General features: G+C 61.5%; 13 protein-coding genes. 7 read left to right on the top strand and 6 right to left on the bottom strand.

What is annotated here, in order from left to right; genetic code table 11:
- Positions 1 to 50 precede the first annotated feature (50 nt).
- Positions 51 to 968 carry a DMT family transporter gene (locus tag C3Y91_RS34750; RefSeq protein ID WP_024319367.1) on the bottom strand — a complete coding sequence of 306 codons (918 nt, stop codon included), beginning with the start codon at positions 966 to 968 and terminating at the stop codon, positions 51 to 53.
- Positions 969 to 1,158: 190 nt separating this feature from the next.
- Between C3Y91_RS34750 and C3Y91_RS34745 the strand changes: the two genes are divergently transcribed.
- Positions 1,159 to 2,457, top strand: a complete 1,299-nt coding sequence (locus tag C3Y91_RS34745; protein ID WP_018073698.1) for an adenylosuccinate synthase — start codon at positions 1,159 to 1,161, stop codon at positions 2,455 to 2,457.
- Positions 2,458 to 2,517: 60 nt separating this feature from the next.
- On the top strand, positions 2,518 to 5,043 hold the full coding sequence (locus C3Y91_RS34740; RefSeq protein WP_024319368.1) for a hypothetical protein: 2,526 nt from the start codon (positions 2,518 to 2,520) through the stop codon (positions 5,041 to 5,043).
- A gap of 115 nt (positions 5,044 to 5,158) precedes the next feature.
- Here the strand turns inward: C3Y91_RS34740 and rpoH are convergent, their stop codons facing one another.
- Both rpoH and C3Y91_RS34730 read right to left on the bottom strand, forming a co-directional pair.
- The gene (gene rpoH / locus C3Y91_RS34735) at positions 5,159 to 6,067 is read right to left on the bottom strand and encodes an RNA polymerase sigma factor RpoH (protein WP_003542378.1); all 909 of its coding nucleotides are present in this window, start codon (positions 6,065 to 6,067) and stop codon (positions 5,159 to 5,161) included.
- A 189-nt stretch (positions 6,068 to 6,256) separates the two neighbouring features.
- The gene (locus tag C3Y91_RS34730; RefSeq protein ID WP_018073700.1) at positions 6,257 to 7,282 is read right to left on the bottom strand and encodes an RluA family pseudouridine synthase; all 1,026 of its coding nucleotides are present in this window, start codon (positions 7,280 to 7,282) and stop codon (positions 6,257 to 6,259) included.
- A gap of 43 nt (positions 7,283 to 7,325) precedes the next feature.
- Here C3Y91_RS34730 and C3Y91_RS34725 point away from each other — a divergent pair, with 43 nt between their 5' ends.
- Together C3Y91_RS34725 and C3Y91_RS34720 are read left to right on the top strand one after the other, a co-directional pair.
- Positions 7,326 to 7,712, top strand: coding sequence for a hypothetical protein (locus C3Y91_RS34725; RefSeq protein WP_018073701.1), 387 nt, complete (start codon positions 7,326 to 7,328; stop codon positions 7,710 to 7,712).
- Between the two features lie 7 nt (positions 7,713 to 7,719).
- Entirely contained in the window at positions 7,720 to 8,544 is an 825-nt protein-coding gene (locus C3Y91_RS34720; protein ID WP_075226190.1) for a TrmH family RNA methyltransferase, read from the top strand.
- A gap of 97 nt (positions 8,545 to 8,641) precedes the next feature.
- On the opposite strand, the gene C3Y91_RS34715 is transcribed toward C3Y91_RS34720, so the two are convergent.
- Together C3Y91_RS34715 and C3Y91_RS34710 are read right to left on the bottom strand one after the other, a co-directional pair.
- Positions 8,642 to 9,802, bottom strand: a complete 1,161-nt coding sequence (locus tag C3Y91_RS34715) for a coiled-coil domain-containing protein (protein WP_075226191.1) — start codon at positions 9,800 to 9,802, stop codon at positions 8,642 to 8,644.
- A gap of 116 nt (positions 9,803 to 9,918) precedes the next feature.
- Entirely contained in the window at positions 9,919 to 10,506 is a 588-nt protein-coding gene (locus C3Y91_RS34710; protein WP_018073704.1) for a DUF1134 domain-containing protein, read from the bottom strand.
- Between the two features lie 194 nt (positions 10,507 to 10,700).
- Here C3Y91_RS34710 and chpT point away from each other — a divergent pair, with 194 nt between their 5' ends.
- Both chpT and C3Y91_RS34700 read left to right on the top strand, forming a co-directional pair.
- Positions 10,701 to 11,348, top strand: a complete 648-nt coding sequence (gene chpT, locus C3Y91_RS34705; protein ID WP_024319370.1) for a histidine phosphotransferase ChpT — start codon at positions 10,701 to 10,703, stop codon at positions 11,346 to 11,348.
- 120 nt (positions 11,349 to 11,468) lie between these two features.
- Positions 11,469 to 11,831, top strand: coding sequence for a response regulator (locus C3Y91_RS34700; protein ID WP_003542364.1), 363 nt, complete (start codon positions 11,469 to 11,471; stop codon positions 11,829 to 11,831).
- Positions 11,832 to 12,067: 236 nt separating this feature from the next.
- Here the strand turns inward: C3Y91_RS34700 and ctrA are convergent, their stop codons facing one another.
- Positions 12,068 to 12,769 carry a response regulator transcription factor CtrA gene (ctrA, locus tag C3Y91_RS34695; RefSeq protein WP_003542362.1) on the bottom strand — a complete coding sequence of 234 codons (702 nt, stop codon included), beginning with the start codon at positions 12,767 to 12,769 and terminating at the stop codon, positions 12,068 to 12,070.
- Positions 12,770 to 13,205: 436 nt separating this feature from the next.
- Between ctrA and C3Y91_RS34690 the strand changes: the two genes are divergently transcribed.
- Positions 13,206 to 13,556 carry a hypothetical protein gene (locus tag C3Y91_RS34690; RefSeq protein WP_024319371.1) on the top strand — a complete coding sequence of 117 codons (351 nt, stop codon included), beginning with the start codon at positions 13,206 to 13,208 and terminating at the stop codon, positions 13,554 to 13,556.
- Positions 13,557 to 14,008 lie beyond the last annotated feature (452 nt).

Below are 14,008 nucleotides of genomic sequence, written 5' to 3'. Positions count from 1 at the left end.
AATGAATCACAGCGATCCATTTTGATCAATGGCTTGATTGGGTTTGGAGCCTAATCCACGGGTGAGGCGGGCACCGTTTGTGCCGAAACTTTCGGCCGGCCCTTTTCGGCAATCGCGATGCCGCCCAAGGTCAGCACCAGCGCGATCACATGGAACGACTGCAGCTGCTCGCCGATCAGCGCGACGGAGAGCAGCGTTCCAAACACCGGCACGAGATTAATGAACAGGCCGGCCCGGTTGGCACCGATTGCCACGACGCCCTTGATATAGAGGATCTGCGCCACCAGCGACGGGAAGATCGCCGTGTAGAGAGTGATGACCCAGCCGGCCTGGTCCGGCCACTGCGCAGCGCCACGGCCGGCCTCCCAAAGGAGCAGCGGCAGCGAGGTCAGCATGGCGCTGAGCGCCGGGACCGCCATCAACGTGCGCCAGTCGAGCGGCGGCTTCCAGCGCAGGAAGATCGTGTAGACCGAATAGGCGGCAATGGCGATCAGCATCAGCCCGTCGCCGCGATTGAGGCCGAGTTGCAGCAGCGTTGAGAGGTCACCGTGCGCAGCGGTCAAAGCGACGCCGATCAGCGTCATGCCGAAGCCGAGGCATTGCGCCAGCGAGATACCGGTACGGAAGAACATGAAATTCAGCAGGAAGATCAGCATCGGGATGCCGGCCTGCTCAATGGCGACGTTGATCGCCGTCGTATATTGCACGGCCGAGTAAAGCATAGCGTTGAAAAGGGTGTAGCCGATGACGCCGTAGAAGAGGAGCAGCGGCAGGTTCTTCCTGACGATCGGCCAGTCCTTCCGCAGTTGCGGTACCGAAATCACGGCGATCACCGCCACAGCGAGGAACCAACGCAGGAAGGTCAGCATCATCGGACTGATATGCCCGAGCGCGAGTTTGCCGGCGACGGAGTTGCCACCCCAGCAGAGGGTGGCGATAACGAGGCAGATATAGGCCGTGGCTTGCAAGAGCGTTCTTCCGTCTTTCCGCGATCGCCGTGCGGCGTTTTGTGAGGGGAAATAGCCTGTCGGCTGCTGATTTGTCACGTAAAAAGCCCAATCTGCTGTGACAACAGGGTCGCTTTCCAAAAAACAAAGCTTTATAGATGCGCGGGTTTGAGCAGGTGCGCGGTTCCGCGCCGGTAACAGGAAGAGTTGGATGACGAACGTAGTCGTGGTCGGTTCGCAATGGGGTGACGAAGGCAAGGGCAAGATTGTCGACTGGCTTTCGGAGCGTGCGGATATCGTTGTGCGCTATCAGGGCGGACACAATGCCGGCCATACGCTCGTCATCGACGGCACCAGCTATAAGCTCTCGCTCTTGCCGTCCGGCGTCGTGCGCCCGGGCAAGATGGCCGTCATCGGCAACGGTGTCGTCGTCGATCCGCATGCGCTGATCGCCGAGATTGGCCGGCTGGAGGCGCAGGGCGTGACGGTTACGCCTGACAATCTGCGCATTGCAGACAATGCGACGCTCATTCTGTCGCTGCACCGCGAGCTCGACGCGATGCGCGAGGATGCTGCGTCGAACAGCGGCACCAAGATCGGCACGACGCGCCGCGGCATCGGTCCTGCCTATGAAGACAAGGTCGGCCGCCGCGCCATCCGCGTCATGGATCTTGCCGATCTTGAAAGCCTTTCCGGCAAGGTCGACCGTATTCTGACGCATCACAACGCACTTCGCCGCGGCCTCGGTGTCGCCGAGATCAGCCACCAGGCGATCATGGACGAACTGACCTCGATCGCCGACCGGGTACTGCCTTTCCGTGATACCGTCTGGCTCTTCCTCGACAAGGAGCGCCGCAAGGGTGCCCGCATCCTCTTCGAAGGAGCGCAGGGCAGCCTGCTCGACATCGACCACGGCACCTATCCCTTCGTCACCTCCTCGAACACGGTGGCCGGTCAGGCAGCAGCCGGTTCCGGCATGGGACCCGGCTCGCTCGGCTATATCCTCGGCATCACCAAGGCCTATACGACGCGCGTCGGCGAAGGCCCGTTCCCGACCGAGCTCACCGACGAAATTGGCCAGTTCCTGGGCGAGAAGGGGCATGAGTTCGGTACTGTGACGGGGCGTAAGCGGCGCTGCGGCTGGTTCGACGCCGCACTGGTGCGCCAGTCGGTTGCCACCAACGGCATCACCGGCATCGCGCTCACCAAGCTCGACGTGCTCGACGGTCTCGAGGAATTGAAGATCTGCGTCGGTTACATGCTCGACGGCGAACAGATTGACCATCTTCCGGCAAGCCAGGGAGCGCAAGCTAGGGTCGAACCGATCTACGTCACGCTGGAGGGATGGAAAGAATCGACCGTCGGCGCCCGCAGTTGGGCGGATCTGCCGGCACAGGCGATCAAATATGTTCGCCAGGTCGAAGAGCTGATCGGGGCGCCTGTCGCGCTCCTGTCCACCAGCCCGGAGCGGGATGACACCATACTTGTGACCGATCCGTTTGAGGATTAAGCTCACGGGTCACTGTGGAGGATGGTTCGGTAGAGTGCCGGACTTCTTGAGAAAGTACTAATGGCGGATTTTATTGCAGTCATTCGGCGGGCCGTCGACGGCCTGGCTGAAAATACCCCTGAGATGCGGGTGAAAGTCTACGAACGTGCCCGCGGCGCAGTGCAGCGGCAGCTCGAGAACATGAAGCCGCGTCCGCCGGAAGCCATGCTGCAACGCCAGCTCGAAAAGCTCGAGGCCGCCATCCGCGAAGTGGAAGGCGAACATTCCGAGGCGATGCCGCTCGATGAGCCGATTGCGGCCGTCACCGCGTCGGAATCCTTCGAAGAACAAGCGGTTCCCGACGAAAGCGAACCGGCGTCGACGCCGGAGACGGTTGTCGAGGAACCGGTCTACGAAGCCTATGCGGAACCGCAGGCGGCCGAGGCCGCCCACGAGCCCGATCACGTGGAAGCCGCCGCGCCAGAGGAAGCTGAGGAAGAGGTCGCTGCCGAGGAGCCCCTTTCCGCGGAAGAACCTGTTCCCGCCGAAATCCCTGTTGTCGCCGAGACAGCGGTTTTGCCGGAGACATCCGGTCCCGCCGAGACATACTGGCACCCCTCGCATGAGGAGGAAGCGCCGGCCGAGGAATGGCATGCCAGTGAGGCGCGCGACGTCGCTGCCGAAGATGTGCCCGCCGAACATGACGGCTGGGAGGCGCCTGCCGAGCATCGCAGCGAGCAAGCCGACGAAGACCGTGCTGACGAGCAGCATCCCGTGGAAGCCGAAGAGATCGCGGCCGAACCGGCGGCGGTGGAAAGCGGGGAGCCGGAGGCCGAGGAGGCTTACGAGCCCGTTGAGCCGTTGCAGCCGACCACCCGCGGCATAGACCATGCATCCAACCGGCTGGTGGAGCCGGTCGCCGATTTCGATCGTCCGCAGGAGTTCGTCGAGCACAGCCGCGAGGAGCCGTTGCAGGCCGACGCCGCGGCGCATTTCGAACCGGTCTGGGCCGAGCCCGTTGCCGAAACGCCGGCTCCGCCGCCCAAGGATGCGGAGACCGAATGGGCCGAAGAGGAACTCCGGCAATATTCGGAGACGGCGCCGGCGCCGATTACTGCCGATGCCTCGGCGCGCGCCTTCGAGGAGGTGATATCGAGCCTCGAAAAAGTGGCCCCCGCGGCCGTCATGCCGGCCGCCAAGGAAAGTTTCTCCTGGGAGACGGCCGCCTTCGACGATCTGCCGCCGATCGAGGCAGGCACCAATAAGAAGACGCCGGTTGCCTCGCATTTCGACGATGTCGATATCTTCGCGGAAGTGCACAACGGCAAGCCGGCGCCTGCTGGCGGCGCGCCGAGCGAGGACTGGCGAGAGGCGAAGGCGCTGCGCGGCTACGACCGCCGCGGCTCGGTCGCCGCTGACGACGATGACGCCAATCCGGCAATGGATATCGATCAGATTGTTGCCTCCAAGATGCAGGGCAAGAATTTCCGTATGGAGCCGAAGCGCCGCCGCTTTGGTATCGGTACCGTGATCACGCTCATCTTCGCACTCATCCTGATCGGTGGCGGCGCCTATGCCGGCTGGATGAACAGAGAGGCGCTGGTGGCGATGGTCGATGGGCTCGTCAGCTCGGCACCGTCGCAGGCGACCAGGAACGAGGCGGCAACGCCGCCGGCTGGTTCCGCGACGCCCGTGCAGCCGGGCGCGGTGACGCCAGCCCAGCCGACCACACCAGGAGCGCAGAATACCCCAGCGACGCCGGCGCAGCCGAACCCGAACCCGAACCCGCAGGTAGCGTCAATGAACAATGACGGCGCTGCGGCCAATTCGAAATTCACCCAACGGCTGCTGACCGATGGGACCGAGGTCGACAGCGGACCGGCAACTGTGCCGGGAACACCGACCGCGGAAGGAAAATCGGTCGCCGAACAGAATGTCGCGGCAGCAGACACGCCGCCTGCCAGCGCGCAGGGCGATGCGGCACCCGCCGAAACGCAGACGCCGAACGGCCCGGTGGCATCGCCGCAGCAGACCGCACCTGTCGGTTCGTCGCAAAAGATGTTTCTCTATGAGGAGCGCATCGGCCAGAGCTCGCCGACAGCGATCGAGGGATCGGTCGTCTGGAGCGTGCAGCACGAGGCCGGCCAGGACGGCCGGCAGGAGGCGACAGTGCAGGGCAACGTTACCGTTCCCGAGCGCAATCTCTCGGCGCTCGTCACCTTCAAACGCAATTCCGATCCGTCGCTGCCGGCAAGCCATCTGGTCGAGATCGTCTTCTCGGTGCCGCCGAATTTTGAAGGCGGCAGCATCGACAGCGTCCAGCGCATCTCGATGAAGCGCACGGAACAGGATCGCGGCGATGCGCTGATTGCGGTTCCAGCCAAGATCACCGACGATTTCCACATGATCGCGCTCAACGACTATCCGGATGCGCGCAAGGCCAATCTCGACCTGATGTCGACCCGCAATTGGATCGATATTCCGATTACTTACCGCAACGGCCGCCGCGCGCTGCTGACGATGGAGAAGGGTGGTACGGGGACGGACGCCTTCAATACCGCGATCAAGGAGTGGACCGCACTTGGGGATGTCTCGACGAGCCAATGATGGCTTTTCCGGGAATGCCGGTGTTGCCGGTAACGGACCGGGGTGCAGCAGAGATCAATGAAAAGAAAAGGCGGGCCGCAAGGCCCGCCTTCTTCAATTCTATCATGCGGCAGGTTTATGCCGTCGCTTCGACGACGCGGACGGCCTTGGCGCGTTCCAGGGCTTCCTTGCGCACGGCGTCCTGCACCTTTTCGAAGGCGCGGACCTCGATCTGTCGGACGCGTTCGCGGCTGATGTCGAACTCGGTCGAAAGGTCTTCCAGGGTCACCGGATCCTCGGCGAGGCGGCGAGCCTCGAAGATGCGGCGTTCGCGCTCGTTCAGCACGCTCATCGCTTTCGCCAGCATGCGCCGGCGAGTGTCGAGTTCGTCCTGTTCGATCAGCACGTCTTCCTGGCTGTCATGGTCGTCCACCAGCCAATCCTGCCACTGGCCGCCATCACCTTCGGCTGCCTTGATCGGCGCGTTCAGCGAGGCGTCGCCGGAGAGGCGGCGGTTCATCGAAATGACCTCTTCCTCCGAGACGTTCAGCTTGGTGGCGATTTCCGAGACGTGCTCCGGCTTCAGATCGCCGTCATCAATTGCCTGGATGCGTCCCTTCAGCCGGCGCAGATTGAAGAACAGGCGCTTCTGGTTGGCAGTCGTGCCCATCTTCACCAGCGACCACGAGCGCAGGATATATTCCTGGATCGAGGCCTTGATCCACCACATGGCATAGGTGGCCAGGCGGAAGCCGCGCTCGGCATCGAACTTCTTGACGGCCTGCATCAGGCCGACATTGCCCTCGGAGACGACTTCGCCGATCGGCAGGCCATAGCCACGATAACCCATCGCAATCTTCGCGACGAGGCGAAGATGGCTGGTGACGAGCTTGTGGGCAGCGTCGCGGTCGCCATGCTCGGCATAACGCTTGGCGAGCATGTATTCCTGCTGCGGCTCCAGCATCGGGAACTTGCGGATTTCGTCGAGGTAACGATTGAGACCGGCTTCGCCGGCGGTAATGGACGGCAAGGTATTTCGGGCCATAGTGCACCCTCCTAAAGTGAATTCCGGTTCCCGATGGAAACGCATCCTCGCGTTAAAAAAGGCAAACCGGGACGTGCGGCTCTCTCCGAGCCCGCACTAAGTCAATGTACAGATAAGTGTGGCGAAACAGCGGTTCAAGATGCCGCTCACGCAGGTGTGAGGCGGGCAGGCGACATTTCGGAGCCGCCTTTATCGCCGCAGCGCTTCGATCAGTTCGACCATATCATCCGGCAGCGGCACCTCGAAATGCATGAGTTCGCCGGTGCGGGGATGCTCGAACTGCAGCATGAAGGCATGCAGCGCCTGGCGGCCAAAACCGTTGACGATCTTGCGGATCTCTTCCGGCAGGAGATTGGCCTTGGTCTTGAAGCCGGCGCCGTAAACCGTGTCGCCGAGCAGCGGATGGCCGATATGGGCCATATGGACACGGATCTGATGGGTGCGGCCGGTTTCGAGGCGGCACTCGACCAGCGAGGCGAACGCGGTCGCATCCGGCTTCTCATGGAAGCGCTCAATCACCTGGTAATGCGTGATCGCCTCGTCGGCGTCCTGACTGTCGGGGCGCTTGACGGCGCGACGCGTGCGGTCGCCGGCGGCGCGGCCAAGTGGCGCGTCGACCGTGCCTGTCAGCGAGCGCGGCCGGCCCCAGACGACTGCCTGGTAGGCCCGCTCCAGCGGCATAGTGCGGCCATGGTCGGCAAATTGCAGCGAGAGGTGGCGATGGGCAATGTCGTTCTTGGCGACGACCATGACGCCTGTCGTGTCCTTGTCGAGACGGTGGACGATCCCGGGGCGGCGCACCCCGCCGATGCCGGAGAGCGTATCGCTGCAATGGTGGATCAGCGCGTTGACCAGCGTGCCTGTCCAGTTGCCAGGACCGGGATGGACGACGAGACCGGAAGGCTTGGAGATGACGATGACGTCATCATCCTCATGGAGGATATCGAGCGGGATGTCTTCGCCCTGCGGCGTGGGGTCTTCCGGCTCGGGCAGCGTGATCTCGAAGCTATCGCCGCTGCGCACCTTGCGCTGTGGGTCGGTGACGGGTTCGCCGCGCAGAAAAACCTGGCCGTCCTTAATCAGCGTCTTGATGCGGCTGCGCGAAAATTCCTCGCCGACCTGCCCCGTCAGCCAGGCGTCCAGCCGGCCTTCGGCGCTTTCATCGGCGGTCAGGACTTTTCTATTGCCGGCTGCTTGTTTAAAGGGGTCGCTCAAGACGCTTCTTCTCCGACGTATTTTTTTAGAACGGGACGCACAGATGACAGCAATCGAGCCAGACGACCAGGAAGAGAAGCCCCTTGATCCGGCGATGGAAAGTGTCCGGCGCAAGATGGTCCGCCTGCAGATCGTATCCGGCGCCATCATGTTCGTGAGCCTTATGGCGGTCTTCGGCGCCGTTGTCTACAAGGCGATGCACAGCGAGCCGAAGGAGACGGCATCCGCTGTTGCCGCCTCCGGCGTGCCGTCGGATGCGCCGCTTGCGGCGACCGTTTCCCTGCCGTCCGGCTTCAAGGTGCAGTCCACATCGTTTTCATCAGGGCAGATCTTGTTCTACGGTGAAACGGTCGAGGGCAAGAACAAGGCGCTGGTCTACGATCTCAGGACCGGCCGCACCGTTGCCGACGTCACTGTCGCGGGCAATTGAGGCCGGCATGGCCGCCGTTCCGATCGACATCGACAGCGCCGACGATCCACGCGTCGCTGAATTCCGCGAGATCCGCGAGCGCGACCTGACGGGCCGAGAGAACCGCTTCATCGCCGAGGGCACCGTCGTGCTACGCATGCTCGCCGAGGCGCATGCGGCAGGCCGCGGCTTTTTCGCCGAGAAGATCCTGCTGCTGCGCAACCGCGTCGAGGGCGTCCTGCCGATCCTGGAGCGGTTTCCGGCCGATGTGCCGGTCTATGTCGCCGGGGCGGATGTGCTCGATAGCGTCGTCGGTTTCCATCTGCATCGCGGCGTTCTCGCGCTCGGCCGGCGGGAGGATCGCGGGGAGGCGGCACTTCTCGACGCGCTGCCGGAACGGGCGCTGGTGCTCATCGGTTGCGGCATTTCCAATCACGACAATGCCGGCTCGATGTTCCGAAATGCGGCCGCCTTCCGAGCGGACGCGGTGCTGCTCGACGAAACCTCCTGTGATCCACTCTACCGCAAGGCGTTGCGTGTCTCGGTCGGTTCGGTGCTGAGTGTTCCGCACCGGCGTGGCGGCAAGGCCTTGGATGTGCTCCTGACGCTTGCCGAGCGGGGCTTTGCCATCTGGACGCTTTCGCCGCACGGCAAGACCGATATCCGCGCCATTCCGGCTTCAATGCGCATGGCGCTCGTCGTCGGCACCGAGGGCGAGGGGTTGCCGGAGGCGCTGCTTGCGCGCTTCCAGAGCGCGCGCATTCCACAGTCGGAGGAACTCGACAGTCTCAACGCCGCGACGGCGACAGGGATCGCGCTGTTTTCCATGGCCTCCGCGATGGGGCGGATCTAGCCCATACGCCCGAAAATCGGCATTGATTTTTGGAATTGTGCCAATTCAAAATGATGAGGCGCCGCTCGTCCTATCCGACGCGCGCCGCGCTAAGGCATCAGCGCGGGGGATCGGCGATGATCGCCGCTGCCCTGTCGGCAAGGCTGACGCGATCGTTGGGGTTCTTTTCCGCGGCATCTACGAGCAACGTGCGGATCGGCGAGGAAGGTCCCTCGTTGAGTGCGGTCAGCGCCACCATATTGGCGGCGATCGAGGCGAGCTCCTCGCGGATCGCGCCATCGCGCCCGGTTACGGCCTTTGCCTTTTGCAGGCGCTCGGTGAGGGCGGCGCTGCGCTTGCGGACATCCTCGCCCATCTCGGCGGTGACGGCGGCGGTGTCGAGCGCGGATGCGGTCGTGTCTTCGGCCATCATTTCCGCCGGCAGCTCCGCGACCATCCCGGCAAGGCCGGCGTCGCGCAACACCCGGTTGACCTTGCGGATCTCGGCGTTAGCGGCCTTCAACTGCTCCTTCAATTTGGCGATCTCCTGCTGGCGGCGAACGACCAGGGTTTCCTTTTCGGTGGCAGTAGCGCTCTCGCGCGCGGCCTTATCCTCCAGGCGGATCACCATATGCTGCTGTTGCGTCAGTTTCTGTTCGGCATCCTTGGCGCGCTTCTGCAGCAGGCTGACGTCCTGGCGCAGCGTGTCGCGTTCGTCACGCAGCGCGTTGACGCGGAATTTCAGGCTCTCCGCTTCGGTCTCGCGCGCAGCCAGGTCGATCCTCAGCCCATCGGCCTGTTCACCGAGTTTGCTCAGCCGCGTCCGCATCGTCGCCAGTTCGCTGTCCTTGTTGGCAGCGGACTGCTCGGAAATATGCAGATTGGTCTTCAACTGGCTGATATAGTTCTCGTCCTTGCGCAGATGCGAGCGCTGGTCGGCGGCCTCGACATGCATCTCGCCGATCTGGGTCTGCAATTCGCCGATCTCGGCGGCAAGCCTGCCGGCATCGACGGCGAGTGCGTCATGGCGAAGCTGGAGCGACAGGGATTTCTCGCGCTCACGCAGAAGGTCCTGGGCGGTGCGGGCGTTTTCGGCGGCATAGAGCGCACGCACCATATCCTTCTGGGCGCGAACCTCCTGAGGGCTCAGCGGCATCGTCGCTTTCAGCCGGTTCTCGGTATACCAGACAATGCGGCGGTGAACGGCGGGCGAGACCAAAAAGACGAGGAAGGCCGCGGTCAGGAAGCCCAATCCGAACAAAAGAGCATATTCGATCACGGCGCGGCCATCGGTAAGAAGGTTGATACGGGGTCAGCCGCGATGATTAAGCACGCATGACACGCATGGCAAGGCCGCCGGTGTGAACGGCGGCAGATTCCAGTGGCTTTGCGGCCTCAGAAAGGGTTCCAGGTCGGCGCCTGGGTGATCTTGAGATAGCCGACATTGACGCCGAGGCGGGCGCCGACGCCAGTGCGGATCGGCACGACCAACACGTCGTTGTTCTTGAGCAAGGTCATGCCGAAGCCGGCGATCACATAGGCCGAGCCGCTGACGCCGCCGAAGCGCGCATAGATGCCGTTGACGGAGGGCAGGTCGTAGACCAGCATCATCACGCGCGAGCCCTGGCCGCCGTAATCGAGGCCGAGCGAAGGTCCCTGCCAGTAGAGATTATGTTCGCCGGCGTTCTTGGTGTTCAACTGGCCTTCGCCATAGGTAAGACCAGCGATGAAGGCGCCGCCGCCTTCCTGTCCGAGGATATAGCCGTTTGGCAGGCCGTATTTCTGGAAGGCACTCTCGACGACCTTGGCAAGTCCGCCGCTGGCGGAGCCGAAGAAGGAGTGGCCGGCGTCGACGATTTCCTGCATCGTGTACTGGCCGTTGTCCTGGGCGGCAGCCGGCCCGGCAACCATCAGCGAGGAGAAGACGAGGGTCGAAAGCAACCTGAAGAAGCCGATGAATCGGTGCGGAAATCGAGGGCGCATTGTGTCATCCGTTCGTCGTTTGGCTGAGAGCGGGCAAACGCTCGCGGCGATTGGTGCATTTTGCCCCGATGATCTTAACAATCGGTTTACCAAATATGGTGTCTTTATGGCACCAAGTACGATCGCAAACTTCGCGCAATTTTGATGAAGCATATTCCGGGCGCGATGAAATTGCCGCCCCTCAGGAGACGATGATGTCCAAGAACCCAAATCTTACCCTGTCCGGCCCGGATCTGGCCGCGCTTCTTTGCAGCCGCGTTTGCCACGATGTCATCTCGCCCGTCGGCGCGATTAATAACGGGCTGGAGCTCCTCGATGAAGGCGGCGCCGATGCCGATGCGATGGACCTGATTCGCACCAGCGCGCTCAACGCTTCCGTCCGCTTGAAATTTGCACGCCTGGCCTTCGGCGCATCGGGTTCCGTCGGCGCCTCGATCGACACCGGCGAAGCCGAACGCGCTGCCAAGGATTTCGCCGTCGCCGAGAAGAAGACCGAAGTGATCTGGAACGGACCGCGCGCCATCGTCGCCAAGAACCGTGTCAAGCTGCTGCTTAACCTCTTCCTCGTTGCCTATTCCGCCATTCCGCGCGGCGGCGTGCTCGAGGTAACGCTCGAAAATCCCGAGTTCGACGCAAGGTTCAAGCTCACGGTCAAAGGCAAACTGATGCGCTTGCCGCCGAAATTCGTCGAGATATCGACCGGCTCCATCGAGGAGGCGATCGACGCCCATTCGATCCAGCCCTATTACACCGTGCTTCTGGCGCAGGAGTGCGGAATGACCCTTGAGCACAGCGCTAGCGCCGACGAACTGGTGTTCACGGCGGTGGCCGCGGCAGCCTGATTTCGGCGCGCGGACGCGTGTCTGCGCTCGTCCGGTAACGATTCCTTAGCCTGATGGACCTATTCTCCAGGGTTGTAAGAGGCCTCCTGCTACGACGAATGCGGGGGCAAAGGAGCGGCCATGCAAAGGTTCATGATCACCGATAATTCGGACATCGTCCGCAAGGTCGGCAAGCGCATTCTCTCCGAACTCGACTTTCTCGTCAGCGAAGCTTCCAACGCCGGCGAGGCGCTGCAGCGCTGCCAGGCGGAGCTGCCGGAATATCTGATCGTCGATTCCGGCATGGAAGGCGCGCTCGACCTCATCGCCGCCATCCGCGCCATGGAGGGCGGCAAAGAGGTCAAGATCTATTACTGCGTCGTCGAGGCGGATCTGAAGAAGCTGATGGCAGGCAAACGGGCCGGTGCCACCGACTTCCTGCTGAAGCCGTTCGACCGCAAGATCCTGACCGCCGTTTTCGGAAACCGCGCGATCGCCGCCTGACCGGCACAGCCTCTTCTCCGCCGATATCGGCGTCCCTGGAGCATGACGCCGAAAGTGCAAGCACGTTCGACGGCTGCCACGTTCTATTTTCTTCACCGAGATACAGGGCACTTCAGGCCGATTCAGCCTAAGATCCTCTACAACAGGGTAGTCTCTCCCAGCGCAGGCAGAAACGAAAAATCCCGCCGAAAAGGCGGGATCTTCGTTTGTCCGATAAGGGGGATCGGAAAAAAATATCAGGCGGTTTCTGCGTATTCGGCACCATCCGGCTCGCGAAGAACGTAACCACGGCCCCAGACGGTCTCGATGTAGTTGGCACCGCCGGCAGCATTGGCGAGCTTCTTGCGGAGCTTGCAGATGAAAACGTCGATGATCTTCAGTTCCGGCTCGTCCATGCCGCCGTAGAGGTGGTTCAGGAACATTTCCTTGGTGAGGGTGGTGCCCTTGCGGAGCGAAAGCAGCTCCAGCATCTGATATTCCTTGCCCGTCAGGTGGACGCGCTGGCCGCCGACTTCGACAGTCTTGGCATCGAGGTTGACGATCAGCTCGCCGGTCATGATGACCGACTGGGCATGGCCCTTGGAGCGACGGACGATGGCGTGGATACGGGCGACGAGCTCGTCCTTGTGGAACGGCTTGGTCATGTAGTCGTCGGCGCCGAAGCCGAGGCCACGAACCTTGTCTTCGATGCCGGCCATGCCCGACAGAATGAGGATCGGTGTCTTGACCTTGGACAGTCGGAGAGTGCGAAGCACCTCATATCCGGACATGTCGGGCAGGTTCAGATCGAGAAGGATGATGTCATAATCATACAGCTTGCCCAGATCGACGCCTTCTTCACCGAGATCGGTGGTATAAACATTAAAACTCTCTGATTTCAGCATCAACTCGATGCTCTGCGCCGTCGCGCTGTCATCCTCGATTAGAAGTACCCGCATAATTATCCCCTTTACCGCCGCCGAAAGGTGGTCTGGCCCCCTACACGATACCGAACACGCTACGTGATTTGGAAGCTGCCACGAAATGGTTAACAAATTCTAATTCACTCTGGCAAGGAGTATCGAATTTATTAAATAATTTTTCCATTTCTCTGTTTTCCAATAGGAATCTCAAAAAGGCGTTCCTCAACTTTAACATTAGGAAACAGCGCTAAGTGATTCATCCGACTCGCCAATGAAAAGGTTCGAATTTCATGCCTCGGCATTTACCGACCCTTAAATCATCGGGCCTATCATTAACGATGCCCGTAAACGAAAGGTTACCAGCGGTAGGTATTTGTTAATATCGCAGGAAATTTTTTAGCAAACCGTGTCAAAGCGGCGCGCAGGGCGGTTTCAAGTTGAGCCGGGGTCTCGCATCACGGGAGTAATGCGTATGAAGTCGCGAGAAAGTCTCGTTCGCCTGAAGGAATTTCAGGTGAACGAAAAACGACGTCAGCTGCAGCAGTTGCAGATGATGATGTCCGAATTCGAACGGATGACGAAGGATCTGGAGAGCCAGATCGTCGTCGAGGAAAAGAAGTCCGGTATTTCCGACCCGAATCACTTTGCTTATCCGACCTTCGCCAAGGCCGCGCGTCAGCGGGCTGACAACCTGCAGGTTTCGATCAAGGAACTGAAGATGCAGGAGGAGACGCTGGAAATGGCGCTCGAGGAGATGCAGGCGGAATATGCAAGGGCCACAGCGCTGGAAGAGCGTGACGGCGCCGCCCGCGCAAGGGCGTAAGAGAAACGGCGGGCGCCGGCTTCGGCGCTCTGGGATCGCCACTGAGAAGCCATGTATGATGGGCGCGCTGTCCGTCATACATGGCTTTTGGTGTTTGCGCCCTCGGGCAGCTCTCGCCGAAATCGAGGTTGTCACGCCGCGAGCGATCGAAGAGGCTACGTGCAGAGCGGGTCACATCGAGCGTGATTCACGCGACGCGATTCATGCCTTTTTGCGCGTGTTCCAAAACCGCGGCATGTCTTTGAGCGACGCGCATTAGAGCGCCGCGCGTCCTTTCGGACACGCGAAGGACGCTCTAACTCTTTCAATCCTCGCATCGTGCTTTTCCGAAAATCGATTCCGATTTTCGGGCCGATGGCCTAAAGCGCGTCGCAATCTTTCAGATTCGCTCCTCGCGCTTTAGATCCTTGTTTTTACGTATGTCGTTGTCGCAAAACCGCTGCACAGTTTTG

The organism is Rhizobium ruizarguesonis (genome assembly GCF_012349115.1).
Classification (GTDB): domain Bacteria; phylum Pseudomonadota; class Alphaproteobacteria; order Rhizobiales; family Rhizobiaceae; genus Rhizobium; species Rhizobium ruizarguesonis.
The sequence above is the reverse complement of the archived record's forward strand: the minus strand, read 5'-3'. Positions and strand labels throughout refer to the sequence as shown.